The sequence below is a fragment of the Agromyces sp. NPDC058110 genome (assembly GCF_042884735.1).
GTDB lineage: Bacteria > Actinomycetota > Actinomycetes > Actinomycetales > Microbacteriaceae > Agromyces.
Map to the genome: position 1 here is coordinate 626,338 of NZ_JBHVTI010000001.1, position 21,743 is coordinate 648,080.

The 21,743-nt window shown below is 71.7% G+C and carries 18 protein-coding genes and 2 tRNA genes; 12 read left to right on the forward strand and 8 right to left on the reverse strand.

Going from position 1 to position 21,743, the window contains the following annotated elements; genetic code table 11:
* Positions 1-42 precede the first annotated feature (42 nt).
* A tRNA-Pro gene (locus tag ACFVS8_RS03045) sits at positions 43-117 on the reverse strand.
* A 173-nt stretch (positions 118-290) separates the two neighbouring features.
* Between ACFVS8_RS03045 and ACFVS8_RS03050 the strand changes: the two genes are divergently transcribed.
* From ACFVS8_RS03050 to ACFVS8_RS03065, 4 genes are all read left to right on the forward strand, one after another.
* A tRNA-Gly gene (locus ACFVS8_RS03050) sits at positions 291-361 on the forward strand.
* A 67-nt stretch (positions 362-428) separates the two neighbouring features.
* A complete protein-coding gene (locus ACFVS8_RS03055) occupies positions 429-887 on the forward strand; it encodes a GNAT family N-acetyltransferase (RefSeq protein WP_387057431.1) in 459 nt (152 codons plus the stop codon).
* 150 nt (positions 888-1,037) lie between these two features.
* Positions 1,038-1,526, forward strand: a complete 489-nt coding sequence (locus ACFVS8_RS03060) for a Dps family protein (protein ID WP_387057433.1) — start codon at positions 1,038-1,040, stop codon at positions 1,524-1,526.
* 45 nt (positions 1,527-1,571) lie between these two features.
* Complete coding sequence (locus ACFVS8_RS03065) at positions 1,572-2,318, forward strand: hypothetical protein (RefSeq protein ID WP_387057435.1); 747 nt, start codon at positions 1,572-1,574, stop codon at positions 2,316-2,318.
* A gap of 30 nt (positions 2,319-2,348) precedes the next feature.
* On the opposite strand, the gene ACFVS8_RS03070 is transcribed toward ACFVS8_RS03065, so the two are convergent.
* The 7 genes from ACFVS8_RS03070 to ACFVS8_RS03100 form a co-directional block, all read right to left on the reverse strand.
* Positions 2,349-3,011 carry a response regulator gene (locus tag ACFVS8_RS03070; RefSeq protein ID WP_387057437.1) on the reverse strand — a complete coding sequence of 221 codons (663 nt, stop codon included), beginning with the start codon at positions 3,009-3,011 and terminating at the stop codon, positions 2,349-2,351.
* 54 nt (positions 3,012-3,065) lie between these two features.
* The gene (locus ACFVS8_RS03075) at positions 3,066-4,475 is read right to left on the reverse strand and encodes a sensor histidine kinase (protein ID WP_387057439.1); all 1,410 of its coding nucleotides are present in this window, start codon (positions 4,473-4,475) and stop codon (positions 3,066-3,068) included.
* Positions 4,465-6,012, reverse strand: a complete 1,548-nt coding sequence (locus tag ACFVS8_RS03080; protein WP_387057441.1) for a multicopper oxidase family protein — start codon at positions 6,010-6,012, stop codon at positions 4,465-4,467. The genes ACFVS8_RS03075 and ACFVS8_RS03080 overlap by 11 nt, the downstream gene beginning before the upstream one ends.
* Before the next feature lie 82 nt (positions 6,013-6,094).
* On the reverse strand, positions 6,095-7,618 hold the full coding sequence (locus ACFVS8_RS03085) for an amidohydrolase family protein (protein ID WP_387057443.1): 1,524 nt from the start codon (positions 7,616-7,618) through the stop codon (positions 6,095-6,097).
* Positions 7,615-8,619, reverse strand: coding sequence for an Fpg/Nei family DNA glycosylase (locus tag ACFVS8_RS03090; RefSeq protein ID WP_387057445.1), 1,005 nt, complete (start codon positions 8,617-8,619; stop codon positions 7,615-7,617). The genes ACFVS8_RS03085 and ACFVS8_RS03090 overlap by 4 nt, the downstream gene beginning before the upstream one ends.
* An 8-nt stretch (positions 8,620-8,627) precedes the next feature.
* Positions 8,628-9,134, reverse strand: coding sequence for a ribose-5-phosphate isomerase (locus tag ACFVS8_RS03095; RefSeq protein ID WP_387057447.1), 507 nt, complete (start codon positions 9,132-9,134; stop codon positions 8,628-8,630).
* Positions 9,135-9,143: 9 nt separating this feature from the next.
* Positions 9,144-10,151, reverse strand: a complete 1,008-nt coding sequence (locus tag ACFVS8_RS03100) for a DUF2332 domain-containing protein (RefSeq protein WP_387057449.1) — start codon at positions 10,149-10,151, stop codon at positions 9,144-9,146.
* 72 nt (positions 10,152-10,223) lie between these two features.
* Here ACFVS8_RS03100 and ACFVS8_RS03105 point away from each other — a divergent pair, with 72 nt between their 5' ends.
* The 8 genes from ACFVS8_RS03105 (at position 10,224) to ACFVS8_RS03140 (ending at position 21,709) form a co-directional block, all read left to right on the forward strand.
* Positions 10,224-11,708, forward strand: coding sequence for an SDR family NAD(P)-dependent oxidoreductase (locus tag ACFVS8_RS03105; RefSeq protein ID WP_387057451.1), 1,485 nt, complete (start codon positions 10,224-10,226; stop codon positions 11,706-11,708).
* A 73-nt stretch (positions 11,709-11,781) separates the two neighbouring features.
* Positions 11,782-12,699: a hypothetical protein gene (locus ACFVS8_RS03110; RefSeq protein ID WP_387057453.1), complete on the forward strand. Its 918-nt coding sequence runs from the start codon at positions 11,782-11,784 to the stop codon at positions 12,697-12,699.
* Positions 12,700-12,867: 168 nt separating this feature from the next.
* Positions 12,868-15,420 carry an aminopeptidase N gene (pepN, locus tag ACFVS8_RS03115; RefSeq protein WP_387057455.1) on the forward strand — a complete coding sequence of 851 codons (2,553 nt, stop codon included), beginning with the start codon at positions 12,868-12,870 and terminating at the stop codon, positions 15,418-15,420.
* Positions 15,421-15,535: 115 nt separating this feature from the next.
* On the forward strand, positions 15,536-16,447 hold the full coding sequence (locus ACFVS8_RS03120; protein WP_387057457.1) for an ABC transporter ATP-binding protein: 912 nt from the start codon (positions 15,536-15,538) through the stop codon (positions 16,445-16,447).
* Positions 16,444-17,286 (forward strand): ABC transporter permease, encoded by an 843-nt coding sequence (locus ACFVS8_RS03125; RefSeq protein WP_387057459.1) that lies wholly within the window; start codon positions 16,444-16,446, stop codon positions 17,284-17,286. Before ACFVS8_RS03120 ends, ACFVS8_RS03125 begins: the two co-directional genes overlap by 4 nt.
* A 185-nt stretch (positions 17,287-17,471) precedes the next feature.
* Positions 17,472-20,051, forward strand: a complete 2,580-nt coding sequence (pepN, locus tag ACFVS8_RS03130; RefSeq protein WP_387057461.1) for an aminopeptidase N — start codon at positions 17,472-17,474, stop codon at positions 20,049-20,051.
* 102 nt (positions 20,052-20,153) lie between these two features.
* Complete coding sequence (locus ACFVS8_RS03135; RefSeq protein WP_387057464.1) at positions 20,154-21,239, forward strand: mechanosensitive ion channel family protein; 1,086 nt, start codon at positions 20,154-20,156, stop codon at positions 21,237-21,239.
* A 62-nt stretch (positions 21,240-21,301) separates the two neighbouring features.
* Positions 21,302-21,709: a globin gene (locus ACFVS8_RS03140; RefSeq protein WP_387058165.1), complete on the forward strand. Its 408-nt coding sequence runs from the start codon at positions 21,302-21,304 to the stop codon at positions 21,707-21,709.
* The last annotated feature ends 34 nt before the right edge of the window (positions 21,710-21,743 follow it).

The window sequence follows — 21,743 nt, forward strand, 5'->3', positions numbered from 1 at the left end:
ATCTCCTGTTTGGTGGAAGTTCGTGTCGAGTCTCACGACCCGTCGGGGCGACAGGATTCGAACCTGCGACCTCCCGCTCCCAAAGCGGGCGCTCTAGCCAAGCTGAGCTACGCCCCGAGTCGCTGACTCAACTCGTCTGGCCACACGCCCCGAGGCACGCCGAAGCGGGCACGAGCACGGGTGGACCCCCGAAAGTCTACTGCACGCGCGGGCCGCGATCCTGCGCGTGCGATGCACGGCGGGCCGCCCGGGATGTACTAGCATGTTCCAAGTGCCCGCAAGCGGGTCACGGGGATGTAGCTCAATGGTAGAGCCTCAGTCTTCCAAACTGATCACGCGGGTTCGATTCCCGTCATCCCCTCTCATCACGCCCCGTCCGGCCCTGTGCCGGCGGGGCGTTCGTCGTCTCCGGCTGGCAGACTTCGGGCATGACCGACATCCTGCTCCGGCCCATCGGGCTCGACGACGCCGGCGAGGTGCTGACGCTCCAGCGGGCGGCGTACGCGAGCGAGGCGCAGATCTACGGCGACCCGTTCCTGCCCGCGCTCACGCAGACCCTCGACGAGCTGCGGATCGAGCTGTCCGGCGGCGACGGCCTGGTGGCCGGGATCGGTCACCGCATCGTGGCCGCGGTCCGGTGGACCATCGCGGGCGACCGGGTGCACATCGGCCGGCTGACCGTCGCGCCCGACCAGCAGGGCCGCGGGCTCGGCACGCTCCTGCTCCGCGAGGCCATGGCGCGCTCCGGCACATCGAGCGCCGAGCTGTTCACGGGTCACCTGAGCGAGGCGAACCTCCGGCTGTACGTGCGCGAGGGGTTCGCCGAGATCCGGCGCGAGCGCCTGCGCGAGGGCGTCGAACTCGTGTATCTCGCGAAGGCGCTCTGACCCTCGCGGATCGGCTCCAGCGACCGCGACATCCGCTCTCAGCGAACAGGAAGGCCAGATCAGCCCAGCCTTCCCTTCCTTGAAATACCTGGGATCCCGCGTAGCGTTGTACCAGACAGACGATCAGACGCTTCAGGGAAGGTGGACCAGATGACCGACATCCAGACCGCACCGCAGACGGGATCCACGGCCGACGTCGCCGCCGGAGCCTCGCAGTTCCTCACGCCAGTCGTGCACGAGCTCATCGCGCTCGCCGTGAACGGCAAGCAGGCCCACTGGCACGTGCGCGGAGCGAACTTCATCGCCGTGCACGAGCTGCTCGACGACGTGGTGGCCCACGCGCAGGAGTGGTCGGACACGGCCGCCGAGCGCGTCGTGGCCCTCGGCCTGCCGATCGACGGACGCCTCGCGACCGTCGCCGAGAAGAGCACGGGCGCGAACCCGGCCCTCGGCTTCCTCGGCTACGAGGAGACCATCGCCGACGTCGTCGCGCAGATCGACGTCGTGACGCAGCGCGTGAACGACGCGATCGAGGGTCTGGCCGAGCTCGACCCGGCCAGCCAGGACGTCGTGATCGAGATCCGCCGCGGCCTCGACAAGGACCGCTGGTTCCTCTCCTCCCACGTCGCGGTCGCGTAACGCGCGACGCTGGCGGGTTCACGGGCCCGGGTGCAGAATGCCGCTATGGCGGCCGACGCACCCGGGCCCGTTCCGTCGCCCGGAGAGGGTGACGACGATCGCTCCGCCGCGGCATCCGACGACCGCCTCCGCGGGGCGACTGGCCTGACCGACGCGCAGAAGTCGTTGCGCGCGCAGATGCTCGCGACCGAGCACTGGAGCCTGCTCGCCTCCCGCAGCACGACCCAGAGCGAGGTGCTGACGCGCATCGCCATCTTCCTGACGCTCGTCTCGGCCGGCCTCGTGACGCTCGGCGTGCTGGGCAACGCGACGGGGTTCCGCGGGTGGTTCGGCCTCGCGGCGATCGGCGTCATCGTGCTGCTGACGCTGCTCGGCGTCATCACGCAGGTGCGCGTGTTCAACACCGCGACCGAGGACCTCGCCTACGTGCTCGCCATGAACCGCCTCCGCGGCGCCTACCTCGACCTCGACCCGGGCATCGAGCCGTACTTCCTGATGGGCACCACCGACGACGGCCCCGGGATCGACCGCACGTACTACCCCTTCGCCCCGCGGGACCGCACGCAGGTGTTCGGCAGCTCGATGATGGTGATGCTGGTCGTGAACACCGCGCTCGGCGGGCTCCTCGTCGGTTCGCTCGTGTTCGCGGCGACCTCCTCGCCCGGGTGGTCGCTCGCGAGCGGCGCCGTCGTGGCGGTGGCCGCGTTCGTGCTGTGGATGCTCTGGGGGTACCGCGGGTACACCGAGGTCATGCGCGTGCACGTGCCGCTCAGGCGCTCCCCCGAGGCCTGACCGGCCCGGCCGCGAGCGTGCGAGGACCGGTCAGCGCTGCAGCCAGGCGAGCACCGCGAGCACCCGGCGGTGGTCGGTACCCGAGTCCTCGAGCGCGAGCTTCTGGAAGATCGACGTCACGTTCTTCTCGACCGCGCCCACGCCGATGAACAGCTGCTTGGCGATGCCGGAGTTCGTGCGCCCCTCGGCCATGAGCGCCATCACCTCGCGCTCGCGCGGCGTGAGCGAGGCGAGCGGGTCGCCGCGGCGGGCGAGCAGCTCGCGCACGACCTGCGGGTCGAGCACCGTGCCGCCCTGGCTGACGCGCTCGACCGCGTCCTGCAGCTCGTCGAGCGAGGCGACGCGGTCCTTCAGCAGGTAGCCCATGCCGCCGTCGCCCGACGAGAGCAGCTCGTTGGCGTAGGTGCCCTCGACGTACTGGCTGAGCAGCAGCACGCCCGCCCGCGGCATCCGCCGTCGGATCTCGATCGCGGCGCGCACGCCCTCGTCGCGGAACGTGGGCGGCATGCGCACGTCGAGCACCGCGACGTCGGGCGAGGTCGCGTCGAGCTCGGCCAGCAGGGCGTCGGCGTCGCCGTACGCGGCGACCGTCTCGAACCCGGCCTCGCCGAACAGCCGCACGAGTCCCTCGCGCAGCAGCACGGAGTCCTCGGCGAGCACGATGCGAAGGGGGCTGGCCGCCTGGTCGGTCATGCCCTCACACTAGCGAGGGCCGCATCCGTCGGTGGTCGCGAACGCCCGACCAGGTCAGCTCCGATCGGATGCCGCGAGCTCCACGTACGGGATGTGCGCGCCGATCGAGGTCGGCCCGCCGATCGGGCTGTCGACGACCAGCACCCCGTCGAGCCCGCGCACGCGCTCCTCGAGGCCGGCGAGTCCGTGCCCGGCCACCGGGGATGCGCCGCCGCGGCCGTTGTCGGTGACCCAGAGGTCGATCCAGCGCCCGGTGGCGCCCGTGTCGCGCAGGCCCACGCGCAGGCGGATGCCGCTCGCCTCGGCGTGCTTCACCGCGTTCGTCAGCAGCTCGGCCGCCACGAAGTACACGTTGCGTTCGATCGAGGCGGGCAGCGCGGCATCCGTCGGCAGCTCGATCTCGACCGTGACCGGGATCGCGCTCCGCGCGGCGAGCGACTCGAGGGCGACCGCGAGGCCACGGTCCTGCAGGATGGGCGGTGCGAAGCCCCGCGAGAGCGCGCGCAGTTCGTCGAGCGTCTCGCGCGCCTGCTCGCGTGCTTCGCCGAGCATGCCGCGTGCGCGCTCGGGGTCGCGCTCCATGGCTCGCTCGATGCTCGCGAGGTCCATCTGCAGGCGCACGAGCCGCTGCTGCGGGCCGTCGTGGATGTCGCGCTCGAGGCGGCGCAGCGACGCGTCCTCGGCCTGCACGGCGGCACCGCGGGAGGCGGACAGCCGCGAGACCTCCGCCTGGAGCACCTCGCTGCGCCAGGCGCCGAGGGTTCCGCGGGCGATGACGTCGTGGAGCAGGGTGAGGCCGCGGAACACGTACGGCAGCGTCGCGAGGAAGAGGAGGCCGACGATGATCTCGAAGACCGTCTCGCCGACGACGGGGTCGATCGTGAACGCGTTGCCGGGGAACAGCCAGTCGAGCACGACGTCGTGCACCCAGAGGTCGGTCTCGTAGTCGGGGATGAACCCGCGCCAGATCCAGCTCGTCGTGCCGGCCAGCGCGGTCGACAGCCACGCGATCGTGAGGCTCCACGTGACGACGCTGACGATCGGGTTGATGACCAGCGTGTGCAGCAGGTACAGCCAGTAGTGGCCGTCGACGAACGGGGTGAAGAGCGCCCGCCAGAAGCCGCCCTCGGGATTGTTGCGGCCCCAGACGGGCTGGGTGATCTCGGGCCGGCCGGCCCAGCGGAGCCGGACGAGCTCGAGCACCCCGAACCCTCGCGCCGTGCCGAGCGCGGCGACGACGAGGAAGATGCCGAAGACGAGCGCGATGGTGCCGATGCCCGTGAAGAACAGGGTCGAGACGACGACGAGCGCCAGGATCGCGATCGGCATCGTGAGGATGAGGAACCCCAGCTCGCGCGGCACGCCGGCCCAGAGGCGCCAGTAGCCGCGACGGCGCGGCGCGGCATCCGTCGTCTCGACCTCGCCCGCGGCGGCGCGATCGGCTGGCATGGTGTCAGTGCTCATGGTGGGTTCCTTCGCTCATCGTCGCACGCTGACCGGGCTCGACGACGGCGAACTGCCCCATCATGCCCTGGTCCTCGTGCCACAGCAGGTGGCAGTGGTACATGTACGGCGTGCCCGGGTCGGCGTAGTCGTCGAACCGCATGAGCAGCTCGTAGGTCGTCTCGGGCTCGGCGAAGATCGTGTCCTTCCAGCCCGCCAGCTCTGGCGGGGGCGCCTCGCCGTCGATCGAGGCGATGCGGAACTGCACGTCGTGCACGTGGAAGCTGTGCGGTACGGCGTTCGAGTTCTCGACGATCCAGCGCTCGAGGGTGTCGACCGTCACCGTCTCGTCGATGCGCCCCATGTCCATGGCTTCGCCGTTGATCTCGAAGCTGTCGCCCAGGCCGAAGGTGCGGGTGGTCGCGACCTCGGCCGGGTCGAAGTCCTCGATGCTCGCGAGCGCCATCCCGCCGGATCCCGGGGAAACGGATGCCGCGGGCGCGAGTTCGTCGTCGGCGCGCACCTCGAGCACGTCGAACGCGTCAGTGCCTCCGTTCATCGAGGCGACGACCGGCTCGAGGCCCGCGATCCCGGCCGTCATGCGCGACTGCAGCACGACGCGGTCCCCCGGCGTCACGCGCAGCAGCACGTCGGCGCGCTCGCCGGGCGAGAGCCGCACGTGGTCGAGGGCGACGGATGCCTCGAGCAGCCCGCCGTCGGTCGCGATGAGCTCGATCGGGCGGGCGTCGCTCCACGTGAAGGCGTAGGTTCGCGCGGTCGACGCGTTGAGCAGGCGGAGCCGCACGAGCTCGTCGGACACCTCGAGGTACGGGCCCCTGGTGCCGTTGACGAGGAGCTCGTCGCCGAGGCCGCCGGCGTAGCCGCGCTGCGGGTCCTCGCGCACGCCGTCGGCCGAGAATCCGGTGTCCTGCACGATGACCGGCACGTCGTCGACCCCGTACTCCGACGGCAGGCCCAGCGCTCGTTCCGCGTCGTCGTGCAGCAGGAACATTCCCGCGAGCCCCATCGCCACCTGCGCCTCGGTCTCCCCGTGCGGGTGCGGGTGGTACCAGAGGGTCGCGGCGGGCTGGTCGATCGCCCACTCGGGTGAGAACGACCCACCCGGCTCGATCGCCTGGTGCGGGCCGCCGTCCATCGCCGCAGGGAGGTGCATGCCGTGCCAGTGCACGGTCGTCGCCTCGTCGAGCGAGTTCGTGATGTCGACCCGCACGCGCTCGCCGCGATCGGCGACGAGGGTCGGGCCGAGGTGGGCGCCGTCGTAGCCCCAGGTCTCGCTCGGCACGCCGGGCGCGAACTCAGTGGTGCCCGCCCGGGCGTCGAGCGCGAACACCCGCGTGCCGTCGGCATCGACGTGGGACTCGGCGACCGGCGGGATCGCGAGCGGCGTGTCGAACCCGACCTCACCGGTCGTGTCGACCTGTGCGGGGGCGACGATGCCGCACCCGGCGAACGAGACGGCCACGAGGGCGCCGGCGGCGAGGGCGGCGATGCCGCTGCCGATCGCGGCGCGCGGTCTGCGGAGGAGGCTCTGGGGCATGGTCCAAGCCTCGCGATGCCTGCGGGCCCGACCCAGCCGGCGGGCGCCCCGAACGCTCCGGGGGTTTTCCCCCGGAGCGCGACTATCCGATCGTCGAATGGGTGAACCGGCCGCCGAGCAGCGTGGCGGCGACGGGCATGGCGCGGAGCTCCTCGGCGTGGGCGGCGTACGGGTCGAGTTCGAGCACCGCGAGGTCTGCGGCACCGCTCTCGCGCACCTCGGCCCCGGCGCCGTTCGTCGACGCCGCGAGCGCGACCCTCGCCTCGATCGCCTGTTCGGGATGCCACGGCTCGCGGCCGTCGCGGGTGCGGCCCACGGCCGCGGCGATCGCGACCCACGGGTCGAGCGGGGCGACCGGGGCGTCGGAGCCGAGCGCGAGCTCGACGCCCGCGGCCGCGAGCTCGGCGAGCATGAACGCGCGGTCGGTTCGGCCCGCCCAGTACCGCTCGGCGACGTCGCGGTCGTCCATGGCGTGCTCGGGCTGCACGCTCGCGACGACCCCGAGCGCGGCGAAACGGGCGACGTCGTCATGACGGAGCAGTTGCGCGTGTTCGATCGAGCCGCTGCACCCGACCGCCTCGAACGCGTCGAGCACGCGGGCGTTCGCACGATCTCCGATGGCGTGCACGGCCGGCCTGAGCCCGGCGTCGACCGCGCGGCGCATGAGGGGCACGAGTTCGTCGTAGGGCACGGTCGACAGGCCGTAGGGGTGCGCGTGCGCCTCGAGGCCCGGGTACGGGTCGAAGCACCACGCGGTGCGCGTGTTCAGCGACCCGTCGGTGATGACCTTGTAGCCGCCGACCGTCACGAGCCCGCGCGCGCCGTCGACCGGGTCGCCCGTGCGGAGCCCCTCGGCGATCGCCCGGTCGAGGTGCTGCGTGTACACGCCGAACGAGACCCGGAGCGAGCGGATGCCCCGGGCGGCCCGCCTGGCCCAGTCGTCGCGGTTCCACCGCATCTCGTAGTCGGTGATGCCGACGACGCCGCGCGAAGCCGCCCGATCGGCCGCCTCGCCGACCCACGCGTCGAGCACGTCGTCGGCGATGTCGTCGAGCTCGCGTACGAGGGCGAAGCACGCGTCTTCGCGCAGCACTCCGGACTCCCCCGCGGCGACCGTCACGCCGTGACGCCTGGCGGCCGAGGAGTTCACCCAGCACGCGTGCAGGTCGGCGGCGACGAGCACCACGGGCACCTGGCCCGAGACGGCGTCGAGCCGCTCGAGCGACGGCGCGTCGGGCCACAGCCCGTCGCGGTAGCCGAAGCCGACGACCTCGGTCGACCCGGCGTCGACGGATGCCGCGACGAGCGCCGCGACCTCGGCCGCCGAGGCGGCGGCGGCCAGGTCGAGTCGGCGCGAGACCATCGCCCACTGCGAGGCGTGCACGTGCCGATCGTGCAGGCCGGGCACCACGAACCGCCCGTCGAGGTCGACCGACCGCGCGGCGGGCCCGGACTCCTCGCCGGTGCCGCCGGAGGTTCGGGTCGGCCGGATCGATGCGACCCTGCCGTGCGCGACGTGCAGGTCGACGAGCCCCTCGCGCCCGGGCAGCCGCGCGCCGACGAGCACCAGCGGCCCTGCGGCATCCGCCGTTGGACCGGCCGTCATGCCTGGCACCGCGGACACCAGTACAGCTTTCTGGCGCCCATCTCCTCGAGCACGATGTTCGTGCCGCAGACGCGGCAGGGCTGCCCCTCGCGCTTGTAGACCCAGTGCCGGTCGTCGCGGCTGGCCATCGCCGCGCGGTAGGCCTCGGGGTCGAGGTCGTCCATGGTCATCATCTGACCGGTCTCGACGCCGATCGCGAGCAGCTTCGCCCAGTCGCGCCAGAGGTCGCGGACGACTTCCTCGGGCACGAGCCGCCCCGGGGTGTGCGGGTTCAGTCGCGCACGGAAGAGCAGTTCGGCGCGATACACGTTGCCGATGCCGGCAACGACGTTCTGGTCCATGAGGAGCAGCCCGATCGGGGTCGGCTTCCTGCGCACCACCGTCGTGAACCGCTCCTCGGCCGCCGGGCCCGGGTCGAGCAGCGGATCGGGCCCGAGCTTGGCGACGATCGCCTCGACCTGGGCGGGATCGAGCACCTCGCACGCCGTCGGCCCGCGCAGGTCGGCGCACACCGTCTCGGTCAGCAGCCGCACCCGCACCTGGCCGATCGGCTCGGGCGGGAACGTGTCGAGGGTCGCGCCCTCCTTCTCGGACTCCGACATGCGCAGCCGGGTCTTGCGGGGAGCCCCGATCGAGGTGATCGAGTTCTCGCCCGCGGAGTCGAGCACGACCGCGTCGGGGTTGGCCGAGTCGAGGAACGTGCCGCGCTGGTTCGTCTGCCCCATGCGGCCGTTCGCCGACGCGATCGTGGCGTCCATCAGGATGTCGCCCGCGAAGTCCCACGCCCCGTACATGCCGAGGTGCACGCGAAGCCAGCGGTCGCCCTCGAACCCGAGGAACATCTGCTTGCCGACCGCGCGGGCGTCGGTCGCGCGTCGCCCGTCGAGGTCGGCCGCGCCCTGCGCGAACCGGCCCTGCGGGCTCGAGGCGCGCACGACGTGCCCGACGAAGTTGCGCTCGAACTGCCGGGTGATGCGATGGACGGAATGCCCCTCGGGCACGCCGCCGCCTACGCCTCGGTCGCGGCGGGCTTGTCGACGCCCTTGCCTGCGATGTCGCCGGTGGTCTCGTACTCCGCCAACTGGGCGATGCGGCGCACGTGCCGCTCGTCGCCCGAGAACGGCTCGGCGATGAACGCGTCGATGTAGCGGATCGCCTCCTCGACGGTGTGCTGGCGCGCGCCGATCGAGATGACGTTCGCGTCGTTGTGCTGGCGCGCGAGGATCGCGGTGTCCATGCTCCACACCAGGGCCGCCCGGATGCCGACGACCTTGTTCGCGGCGATCTGCTCGCCGTTGCCGGAGCCGCCGAACACGACGCCGAGCGCGTGCACGCCCGAGGCCTGGTCGGCGGCCACGGCGAGCGCGGCGTTGATGCAGAAGGCCGGGTAGTCGTCGAGGGCGTCGTACTCGGTGGGTCCGTGGTCGCGCACCTCGTGACCGGCGTTGGTCAGGTGGTCGACGAGGGTACGGCTGAATTCGAGGCCGGCGTGGTCGGTCGCGATGTGGATGCGCATGCGTCGATTCTAGGGATCCGGCACCCATGTGACGGCCCGCCCGTGCGGCTGCGCCCACGCGAGCTGCACGCCGTCGAGCGCGAGCACGAGGTCGCTGGACTCGTTGGGCACGTCGTCGCGCACCCGGATGCCGTCGACGACCCGCCTCCCCTCGACCGAGAGCCAGTGCCCGGGCAGTTCGCGCACCTGACGGGCGAAGCGCCTTCGCCCGTCGTCGTCGAGGTACATGAGCACGGCGGTGTGGAAGACGACGAGCGTGGCGTGCGGAGGGGCTTCTGCGGCGAGCGCGGCGAGCCGTTCGTTGAGGTCGCCCGCGACGAGGTGGGGCGGGTCCGCGGCCGCGATGCGCGCGGCCGCGCGCAGGCGCGCTCGCCGGTCGTCGTGCTCGGGCCAGACGAGGGCGTCGAGCCATGCGACGTCCGACTCCGATCGGACGTCGAGGGGGTTGAGGTCGATGCCCGCGCGCCAGACGATGTCGGGCATGCGGCTCGGCACCGGCGCGGGGTCCGGGCCCCTGACGGCGCACTCGAGCAGCACGAGGCTCGCGCCGTCGGCGGGTTCGAGCAGCATGTGGCCCGGGTGCGCGGTTCCGGTGTACCGGTAGCCGTAGCGGTCGGGGTAGAGGCAGAGCCCGGCCGACGCACCGACCTCCAGCAGCGCGATCGGCCCCTCGATGCCGCCCAGCACCGGCAGGTGCAGCGCGCAGCGGCCGGCCTCGTTCGTCTGCGTCGCGTGCGTGAGCGCCACCTCGCGCACCGCGCTCCAGTTGGCGGCGAGCCACGCCGCGAACTCCGGGTACGTTCCGGCCTCCGCACCGAGCAGGCGCGCGGCCGAGAACACCAGGTTGGGCTGCCGCTTCGGCGGCGGAAGCTCGTCGATGAGGGCCTGCGCCGCGGCATCCGTCGCCACGCCCTCGGCCCACGCTTCGTAGACGGCGGACATGCCCCTGGCCTCGACCTCCGCGAAGGAGCGGTACCGGTCGGCCGTCGAGGCCGTGGCGTCGGTGCTCGTGCTCATGTCGTCACGCTACCCCTCGGGGTCGGCACGGCTCCCAGCCGGCCGTCGGTCGCGCCGTCGTAGAATCCACGGATGCCCTCCGACGCCCCCGAACCCGCCAGCGCGCCCACGATCGACCCGCGCGACCTCGAGACGACGCTGCGCGTGCTCGCCGCGCTCAGCGAGCTCGACGAGGACGACCCCGACGTCGACACCGTGCGCCACGCCACGGCGAAGATGTTCAAGGCCGTCAAGTTCGCACGGCGCGCACGCAAGCGCCAGGCGATCCAGGAGGCCGACAAGGCCGTCATCGCCGCGACGGCGACCGGCGCGCCGACGCGCATCGACGACGAGGCCCGCGGTGCCGACCTCGTGAGCGGCACCGCGGCGCGCACGGCGGGCGAGCTGCTCGTGGCCCGCCCCTGCTACATCTGCAAGCAGCGGTACACGCTCGTCGACGCGTTCTACCACCAGCTCTGCCCCACGTGCGCGGCCATGAGCCACGCCAAGCGCGACGCCCGCACCGACCTCACCGGCAAGCGCGCGCTGCTCACAGGCGGCCGGGCGAAGATCGGCATGTACATCGCCCTTCGGCTGCTGCGCGACGGCGCGCACACCACCATCACGACCCGGTTCCCGCGCGACGCCGCCCGACGCTTCGCCGCGATGCCCGACGCCTCCGACTGGCTGCACCGCCTGCGCATCGTCGGCATCGACCTGCGCGACCCGGCCCAGGTCATCGCCCTCGCCGACGACGTCGCGGCGCAGGGTCCGCTCGACATCCTCATCAACAACGCGGCGCAGACCGTGCGACGCTCCCCCGGCTCGTACTCGCCGCTCGTCGAGGCCGAGTCCTCGCCCCTGCCCGACGGCCCGATGCCGGAGCTCGTGACCTTCGGCCACACCAACGACGCGCACCCGCTCGCGCTCGCCGACTCCGTCTCGAGCCACCCCGTGCTCTCGTCGGGGCTGTTCGCCGGCACCATGACGGCCGACGACCTGACCGCCCTCGCGCTCGCGCCCGGGTCGAGCTCCCTCGCGAGGCTCGCCGACCGCACCGCCATCGACGCGGGCGGGCTCGTGCCCGACCTGCACCACGAGAACAGCTGGAGCGCGGTCGTGCAGGAGGTCGACCCCCTCGAGATGCTCGAGGTGCAGCTCTGCAACACGACGGCGCCGTTCATCCTCGTGAGCCGGCTGCGCGCCTCGCTCGCCGCATCGTCGGCGCGACGCACCTACATCGTCAACGTCTCGGCCATGGAGGGCGTCTTCAGCCGCGGCTACAAGGGGCCGGGGCATCCGCACACGAACATGGCCAAGGCGGCCGTGAACATGCTCACCCGCACGAGCGCGAAGGAGATGCTCGCCGACGGGATCCTCATGACGAGCGTCGACACCGGCTGGATCACCGACGAGCGCCCGCACCCCACCAAGGTGCGCCTCGCCGAAGAGGGGTTCCACGCGCCCCTCGACCTCGTCGACGGTGCGGCACGGGTGTACGACCCCATCGTGCGCGGCGAGGCCGGCGAAGACGTGACGGGCGTGTTCCTCAAGGACTACGCGGCCTCGGGCTGGTGACGCACCCCCATCGCTGGGGAGGGCGGCAGGCGGCCCCCCGGCGCTAGGCTCCGAGCATCCACGAGGAAGGTGGGTGCCCGTGCTGCTCATGTTCGCGTGCGGGGCACTGCTCGCAACAGGCATCGTGCTCGCGGTGCGCTGGTCGGGCGAGCGGTTCGTCGCCCCGCAGCGACCCGCGGCCCTCGCACGACGTGCGGACGCGGCATCCGAGGCGGTATCCGAGGCGGAGTCCGATGCGGCGTCCGGTGCCGTGCGCCCGTCGGCCCGCCACCTGGCCGGGCTGCGGGTGTATGCCTGGTGGGCGACCGTCCTCACGGTGCTCGGCACGCTGTCGGGCTTGCTCGTGACCGGCGCCGGCGGACGCCTCGTGATGCGCATGCTCGCCGCGACCTCGCCCGGCGCGACCGGTCGCAGCACCGAGGCCGAGGCGATCGTCGGCGAGATCACGCCGGAGGGCACGCTCGCCTACCTGGTCTTCGGCGCACTGCCCTTCGCGTTCGCCTCGGCCGCCCTCTACCTGCTCGTCGAACCGTGGCTGCCGCGCGGCAGATTCGGCGGCGCCGCATTCGGCCTCGTGCTGCTGGTCTGCGTCGCTCCGTTCGTCGACCCGCTCAGGGCCGCCAACGTCGACTTCGACATCGTCGGACCCGGATGGCTCTCGGTGCTCGCCTTCGCGACTCTGGCGGTGCTGCACGGCGCATTCCTCGCGGCCGTCGCCGGTCGGCTGAGCCGGAGCCTGCCGCTCGTCTCGCGGCGCCGGTGGGTCGGGCCGCTCTCGCCGCTCCTCGCGGCGATCGTGCTGCTGCCCGTCGGGGTCGCCCTGGCGGTCGGCGCGCTGGCCGCCTTCGTGGCGCCGAGGGTGCTGCCGTGGTTCCTCGACCTGCGGGCGTCACGAGCAGGGGTGCTCGTCGGGCGCGTGCTCCTCGGTCTCGGCGTGCTCGCCTCGCTGCCGACGTTCGTGAGCGGGGTGTTCTCTATCGTGCAGCGGTGACGACGGTCCGCGGCGTGCGCGGGCGAGGCGCGGCATCCGCTCGCCCGGCGCTCGGCGCTCGGTACTCGGCTGCGGGCGAACACACCGTGTCGACGACGGGCTCGAGGGCTAGGCTGGTTCGCGTTGCCCGCGGCCACGAGCCGCGCAGATTTCCGCGAAGGAGCCCACGTGCCTGGAGAGAACCTCACCCGATCCGAAGCCGAGGAGCGCGCGGCGCTCGTCACGGTGCACGACTACGACGTCGTGCTCGACGTGACGACCGGCCCAGAGGTCTTCAAGACCACGACGACGGTCCGGTTCGACGCCGCCACGCCCGGCGCCTCGACGTTCATCGACGCCATCACGGCCGCGGTGCACTCGGTCACGTTGAACGGCGTCGAGCTCGACCCCGCCGAGGTCAGCGACGGCGTGCGCATCCAGCTGCCGGACCTCGCCGCGCAGAACGAGCTCGTCGTCGTCGCAGACGGGCGCTACATGAACACCGGCGAGGGCCTGCACCGCTTCGTCGACCCCGTCGACGGCGAGGTCTACCTCTACACCCAGTTCGAAGTGCCCGACTCGCGCCGCATGTTCGCCGTGTTCGAGCAGCCCGACCTCAAGGCCGCCTTCCGCTTCACGGTCACCGCGCCCGCCCACTGGGAGGTCGTGTCGAACTCGCACACGCCCGAGCCCGTCGACGCGCACGAGGGCGCGAAGACGTGGGCGTTCGAGCCCACCCAGCGCATCTCGAGCTACATCACCGCGCTCATCGCCGGCCCGTACGCGGTCGTGCGCGACGAGCTCACGAGCGCCGACGGCCGCGTCATCCCGCTCGGGGTGTTCAGCCGCAAGAGCCTGTCGCAGTACCTCGACGCCGACTACGTCTTCGAGAAGACCAAGCAGGGCTTCGAGTACTTCGAGGCGAAGTTCGGCGTGCCCTATCCGTTCCCGAAGTACGACCAGCTCTTCGTGCCCGAGTACAACGCCGGCGCGATGGAGAACGCGGGCGCCGTCACCTTCACCGAGGCGTACGTCTTCCGCTCCAAGGTGACCGACGCCATCAAGGAGCGCCGCGTCGTCACGATCCTGCACGAGCTCGCCCACATGTGGTTCGGCGACCTCGTGACCATGAAGTGGTGGAACGACCTGTGGCTGAACGAGTCGTTCGCCGAGTGGGCCTCGACCATCGCCACCGCAGAGGCCACCGAGTGGACCGAGGCGTGGACCACGTTCAACTCCATGGAGAAGAGCTGGGCCTACCGCCAGGACCAGCTGCCCTCGACGCACCCCATCGTCGCGACCATCAACGACCTCGAAGACGTGCTCGTGAACTTCGACGGCATCACGTACGCCAAGGGCGGCTCGGTGCTGAAGCAGCTCGTCGCCTGGGTGGGCATCGACGCGTTCTTCGCGGGCGTCTCCGCCTACTTCCAGAAGCACCAGTGGGGCAACACGACCCTGGCCGACCTGCTCGTCGAGCTCGAGGCCGCGAGCGGCCGCGACCTGACCGAGTGGTCGAAGCTCTGGCTCGAGACCTCCGGCGTCAACACGCTGCGCCCCGAGATCGAGACCAACGCCGATGGCGCCATCACCTCATTCGCCGTGCTGCAGTCAGCTCCCGCCGACTACCCGACGATCCGTCCGCACCGCCTCGCGATCGGGTTCTACAACCTCCGCGACGGCAAGCTCGTGCGCGAGCACCGCGTCGAGCTCGACGTCGACGGCGAGCGCACGGATGTCGCGGAGCTGGTCGGCCTCGCACGCCCAGCGCTCGTGCTGCTGAACGACGACGACCTCGCCTACGCGAAGATCCGCCTCGACGACGCCTCGCACGGCGTTGCGCTCGCGAACCTCAGCGAGATCCAGGACCCGCTGGCCCGCGCGCTCGTCTGGAGCTCCGTGTGGGACGCCACTCGCGACGGCGAGACCCGTGCGAGCGACTACCTCGCCCTCGTGCTCGGCAACATCGCGAGCGAGACCGAGTCGACGACCCTGCGCATCGTGCTCGCGAACGCCGCGCTCGCCGCGGGCGCGTACACCGAGCCCGCCCGTCAGTCCGAGGCGCTGGGCGCCGTCGCCGACGGCTTCTGGCGCCTCGCGCAGGAGGCCGAGGCCGGCAGCGACGCGCAGTTCCAGTTCACGACGAGCTTCGCCGGTCTCGCCGAGCACGGCTCGCACGTCGACGACCTCGCGGCGCTGTTCGACGGCTCGCTGAAGCTCGACGGCCTCGAGATCGACACCGACCTCGGCTGGAAGCTGCTCATCGCGCTCGTCGCCTCGGGTCGCGCGGGCGACGCCGAGATCGACGCCCGCCTGGCCGACGACAACACCGCCACCGGCCAGCAGTCGGCGGCGCACGCCCGTGCCGCGATCCAGACCCTCGAGGGCAAGGAGCGTGCCTGGGCGTCGCTCGTCGACGTCGACACCGCGACGAACACCGTGGTGCGCGAGACCGCGGCCGGCTTCCTCCGGGCGACCGACCCCGCGCTGCTCGAGGCGTTCGTCGAGCGCTACTTCGGAATGCTCGACGGCGTGTGGGAGGCGCGCAGCTACGCCATCGCCGAGAAGCTCGTCGACGGCCTCTACCCGTCACCGCTCGCGAACCGGGCGCTCGCCGACGCGAGCCGCGCGTGGCTGGAGGCGCACCCCGCCGTGCCGGCCCTGCGCCGCCTGATCGTCGAACGGCTCGCCGGCGTCGACCGCGCACTCGTGGCGCAGGAGCGCGACGCCCAGCAGGGCTGACCTCCGGCACCGCCACCGGGGCGGGCGGGCATCGTCCTCACGGTCGATGCGCGCCCGCCCCGAATCATCCTCCGGACGGATGCCCCCGGTCACCCGCGCTCAATAGCCTCGAAGGATGATCACCGCAGCAGGGCTCGTCAAGCGCTACGGCGCGAAGACGGCCGTCAACGACCTCAGTTTCACCGTACGCCCCGGCCAGGTCACCGGGTTCCTCGGCCCGAACGGTGCGGGCAAGTCCACGACCATGCGCATGATCGTGGGCCTCGACCGGCCCACGTCGGGCACGGTCACGGTCAACGGCAAGCCCTACGCCGAACACCGGGCGCCCCTGCACGAGGTCGGCGCACTGCTCGACGCCAAGGCCGTGCACACCGGCCGCACGGCGTACAACCACCTGCTCGCGATGGCCGCGACGCACGGCATCGGCGCGAGCCGCGTGCGCGAGGTCATCGAGCTCACCGGGCTCGAGTCGGTCGCCCGCAAGCGCGTCGGCGGCTTCTCGCTCGGCATGGGCCAGCGGCTCGGCATCGCCGCAGCCATGCTCGGCGACCCCGCGACCCTCATCCTCGACGAGCCCGTGAACGGGCTCGACCCCGAGGGCGTGCTCTGGGTGCGCCGGTTCGTGCGGCACCTGGCATCCGAGGGCCGCACGGTGTTCCTCTCGTCGCACCTCATGAGCGAGATGGCGCTCACGGCCGACCACATCATCGTGCTGGGCCGCGGCGAGATCATCGCCGACGCCCCGGTCGCCGACATCATCGCCGGTGGCACCCGCGCGCGCGTGCTCGTGCGCACGCCTCACGCCTCGCAGCTCGCCGACCTCCTCACGGCCCCCGAGATCGCGGTCATCCGCTCCGAGGGCGGCGCGCTCGAGGTCACCGGCCTCGAAGCCGCGGCCATCGGCGACCTCGCCGCACAGCACGGCTTCGCCATCCACGAACTCACCCCGCTCAGCGCCTCGCTCGAAGACGCCTACATGGCGCTCACCGCAGACGCCGTCGAATACCGCACGGAGGCCGTCCGATGACCGCGCTCGCCCCTCAGACCACGACCACCCGGCCCGCGCCCACGACCCGGCTGACGTTCGGCGGCATCCTCCGCTCCGAGTGGATCAAGCTCCGCAGCCTCCGATCGACCGCCTGGTCGTACGCCATCGTCATCGCCATCTCGCTCGGCATGGCCCTCGTCATGTCGCTCAGCATGGTGAGCATGAGCGAGGGCGGCGGCCCCGTCGGCACCGATCAGGGCGCGTCGCTCCTCGTGCAGTCGTCGGTCTTCGGCGTCTACTTCGGGCAGCTCGTCGCCGGGGTGCTCGGTGTGCTCATCATCAGCGGCGAGTACACCACGGGCATGATCCGCTCGACCCTCACCGCGGTGCCGAAGCGGCTGCCCGCGCTCGCCGCGAAGGCCGTCGTGCTCTTCGTCGCCACCTTCGTCGTCGGCCTCATCGCGAACCTCGGCGCGTTCCTCGTCTCGTCGATCGTGTTCGCCGGCATCGACGTGTCCGCGAGCCTCGCAGACCCGGCCGCCTTCCTCCCGTTGCTCGGCGGCGCGCTCTACCTCGCGCTGGTCTCGGTCTTCGCACTCGGCGTCGGCACCATGCTCCGCAGCAGCGCCGGCGGCATCGCTGCGGTGCTCGGCCTGATCCTGCTCGTGCCGACCGTGTTCGCGATGATCCCGGCCGAATGGGCGGGCGAGGTCATCCCGTACCTGCTCTCGAACGCGGGCATGGGCATCTTCACGTCGACGAGCGCGACGCCGACCGACGGCGAGTTCGGCGCGTGGGCGAACCTGCTCATCGTGCTCGGGTGGGTCGCGGCCGCAGCCATCGGCGGCTCGGTGCTGCTGAAGCGCCGCGACGCGTAGCGCCGCCGGGGCGCCCCGCCGCCCTCGCCCCCGATCCGCGGCCTGCGGGTCGGGGGCGATCCGCGCCTGCGCGTTCGGATCCGCTCCCCGCGGAACCCGGGCCGCCGCGCCGCCCCGCGCACCCTGAGAACGTGTCGGCGCGGCTCGATAGGCTGGCTTGTCCACGACCAACGGAGGCCCTGCCCATGCCCGCTGCCGATCTCACCCGAATCGAAGCCGAGGAGCGCGCCGCGGTCGTCTCCGCCGTGTCGTACGAGGTCGAGCTCGACCTCACCGGCGACGGCGAGACGTTCGCCTCGACGACCGTGGTGCGCTTCGCCGCATCGCCGGGGGCCGCGACGTTCATCGAGGCGACGACGCGCGAGGTGCACGGCATCACGTTGAACGGGCGCGCGATCGACCCCGCGGCGGCCTCCGACGGGCGGCGCATCGTGCTCGACGGTCTCGACGAGGTCAACGAGCTGCGCGTGGCGAGCACCTGCGCCTACACGAACACGGGCGAGGGGCTGCACCGCTTCGTCGATCCCGTCGACGACGCGGTCTACCTGTACACCGAGTTCGCGGTCGCCGAGGCGAACCGCGTCTACGCGGTCTTCGACCAGCCCGATCTGAAGGCCGCCGTGCGCTTCACGATCACGGCCCCGTCGCACTGGGTCGTGCTGAGCAACGCCCCGACGCCCACGCCGGTCGCGACGACCGATCCGACGACGGATGCCGCGGTGTGGGCGTTCGAGACGGGCCCCGTCATCTCGAGCTACATCGTCGCCATCGTCGCGGGCGCCTACGCCCGGTGGCAGGGCAGCGCCACGAGCACCGACGGACGCGAGATCCCGCTCGGGCTGTTCACGCGCGCCTCGCTCGCGCAGTACGCCGAGCCCGACATCATGTTCGACACCGTGCAGGCCGGCCTCGCGTTCTACGAGCAGGCGTTCGGCGTGCCGTACCCGTTCGGCAAGTACGACCAGATCTTCGTGCCCGAGTACAACTGGGGCGCCATGGAGAACGTGGGCGCGGTCACGTTCAACGAGAACTACCTGTTCCGCTCGCGTGTCTCCGACGCGAGGCGCGAGCAGCGCGCGATCGTCGTGCTCCACGAACTCAGCCACATGTGGTTCGGCGACTCGGTCACGATGCGCTGGTGGAACGACCTGTGGCTCAACGAGTCGTTCGCGACCTGGGCCTCGACGCTCGCGACCTCCAGAGTGACGGAGTTCACCGGGGTCTGGGCGACCTTCGCGAGCGACGAGAAGACGTACGCCGCCGAACAGGACCAGCTGCCCTCGACGCACCCGATCGTCGCGCCCATCGAGTCCCTCGCCGACGTCGAGGTCAACTTCGACGCCATCACCTACGACAAGGGCGCCTCCGTGCTGAAGCAGCTCGTCGCGTGGGTCGGCCTCGAGGCGTTCCAGCAGGGCGTCGGCGCCTACCTGCGCGCTCACGCGGGCGGCAACGCGACGCTCCGCGACCTCCTCGACGAACTCGAGCGCGCGAGCGGGCGGGGGCTCACCCGGTGGTCCGAGCTGTGGCTCGAGACCGCAGGGGTGAACACGCTGCGCGCACACCTCGAGACCGGCGCCGACGGGGTCATCACCTCGGCCGTCATCGAGCAGACCGCCGCCGCGTCGCATCCCACCCTTCGCCCGCACCGGCTCGCGATCGGCTGCTACGAGCTCGACGAGTCCGGCGCCCTCGCGCGCACCGCGCGGTTCGAGATCGACGTCGACGGGCCGAGCACGTCGGTGCCCGAACTCATCGGCCTCGTGCGTCCCGATCTGCTGCTCGTGAACGACGACGACCTCACGTACGCCAAGGTCCGACTCGACGACGTCTCGTTCGGCACCGCCGTCGACCGGCTCAGCGACCTCGGCGACCCCGTCGCCCGCGCGGTGATCCTGGGGTCGGCGTGGGACGCGGTGCGCGACGCCGAGTTCGCCGCGAGCGACTTCGTGCGGCTCGTGCTCGGCAGCGTCGGCCACGAGACGCAGTCCTCCTCTCGGGGGCTCGCCCTCACGCGGCTCGAGACCGCGCTCTCGCGCTACCTCGCCGACGCGCACCGCGACCGGGTCGCGGCCGAGGCCGGCGACGCCGTCTGGGCGCTCGCCGAGCTCGCCGAGGCCGGATCCGACGCGCAGCTGCAGTTCGTGAAGGCGTTCACCCAGCTCGCGAGCTCCCCCGCGCACGCCGATGTGCTCGGCAGCGTGCTCGACGGCTCCATCAGGCTCGCGGGCCTCGAGGTCGACACCGACCTCCGATGGGAGCTGGTGATCGCGCGCGCGGCGCTCGTCGAGGCATCCGACCCGGTCGTCGACGACGAGATCGACGCGGCGCTCGCCCTCGACGACACGGCGAAGGGGCGGCGCCTGGCCGAGACCGCCCGGGCGGCCAGGCCCGATCAGGCGGTGAAGGATGCCGCGTGGCAGCGCGTCTTCTCCGACGCGGCCATCTCGAACGACCTGGCACGCGCGATCGCCGACGGATGGCGTCGCACGTCGTCGCCCGATCTGCTCGCCTCGAGCGTCGAGCCCTACTTCGCGGGCCTCCGGCAGGTCTGGGCCGAGCGGAGCTTCACGATGGCTTCGTTGGTCGTGAAGCGGTTGTTCCCGTCGCCGCTCGTCACCGACGAGGTCGCCGATGCCGCGCGCACCTGGCTCTCCGACAATGCGACGGCCCCGGCTCCGTTGCTCCGACTCGTCTCGGAGCAGCTCGACGAGCTCGAGCGCGCGCTCCGGGCACGGGCCCGCGACGCCGACGCGCTCGGCTGACTCCCGGACGACGCTGCGTAGACTCGCACCGATGCTCCACGTTGCCGACGAACGACCCCGAACCCGCACCAGAACCCACCGCAGAACCGAGGTGAACCGCCCGTGCCCGATTTCTGGAACCGACTCGTGACCTGGTGGACGGAGTCCTGGGACGAATACCTCGCGACCATCATCCAGGTCGCGATCATCGTCGGCGTCGCCCTGCTGATCCGCTGGCTGCTCCTGATCAGCATCGACCGCGTCGTCACGCAGATCGTGAGCGGCGTCAAGCGCAAGCAGGACGTGACCGACACGCAGGCCCTGCAGGCCTCGCCCCTCGCGGCCGTGCGCGTCGTGCAACGCACGCGCACGCTGGGCTCGGTGTTCCGCAACGTCGTGAACGTGACGATCTTCATCATCGCGACCCTGCTCGTGGTGAACGCGATCAACAGAGACATCCTCGGTTCGTTCGCCCTGCTGTCGGCAGCGATCGGCGCCGGTCTCGGTTTCGGAGCCCAGAACATCGTGAAAGATGCCCTGAACGGCATCTTCATGGTCGTCGAGGACCAGCTGGGCGTCGGCGACGTCGTCGACCTGGGGCCGGCGACGGGCATCGTCGAGGAGGTGCAGATCCGCATCACGAAGGTGCGCGACGTGAACGGCACGCTCTGGTTCGTGCGAAACGGCGAGATCCTGCGCGTCGGCAACATGTCGCAGGGTTGGGCGCGCGTCATCGTCGACCTGGCCGTGCCCTACGAAGCCGATGTCGAAGCCGTCGAGGCCGAGATGCTCAAGGCCGCGAACGAGCTCGCCCACTCGGGCAAGTGGCGCTCGCGCGTGCTCGAGAAGCCCGAGATCTGGGGTCTCGAGTCGATCTCCGACGACGCGATGGTCGTGCGCATCGTGCTCAAGGTGCGCACGTCGTCGAAGGATGACATCGCACGCGAACTCCGCATGCGGCTCAAGCACGCCGTCGACGGCATGGGTGTCAAGCTGCCGAGCCTCAACTCGGTCGTCCTCACCGGATTCGACGGCGCGACCCGGGTGAAGGGCGCCAAGCCGCCGAAGACCTCGCCGAACGCCGTCCTCTCCAACGAGGCCGTCAAGGCATCGACCGCCAAGGCGAAGAAGGCGCAGCGAGCGAGGTCCGCGCCGAAGCCCCCCACGGTTCCCCCCACCGATCCGCCGACCACCGGAGCCCCCTCGTGACCGACGACCAGCAGCCACCGGCATCCGTGCCCCTGACCCCCGTGCCGCCGGCATCCGTCCCGCTGCGCGGCAGCGAGCACGGTTCGGCCCTCGGCGCGTCGTTCTACGAGACCGTGGGCGGGCGGCCGACCTTCGAACGACTCGTGCACGAGTTCTACCGCGGCGTGGCCGACGACCCGGTGCTGCGCCCCATGTACCCCGAAGCAGACCTCGGTCCGGCCGAGGAACGCCTCCTGCTCTTCCTCGAGCAGTACTGGGGCGGGCCCGGCACGTACAGCGAGCAGCGCGGCCACCCGCGGCTCCGCATGCGCCACGCCGGGTTCAAGGTCAACCCCGACGCGCGCGATCGCTGGCTCGCGCACATGCGCACCGCGGTCGACGCGCTCGAACTCCCGCCGCTCACCGAGGAGACTCTGTGGGATTATCTTCAGCGTGCGGCGTTCGCGATGGTGAACACGTTCGAGGAGTGACCCGACCCTCGAGTGCCCGAGCCGCACACGAGTG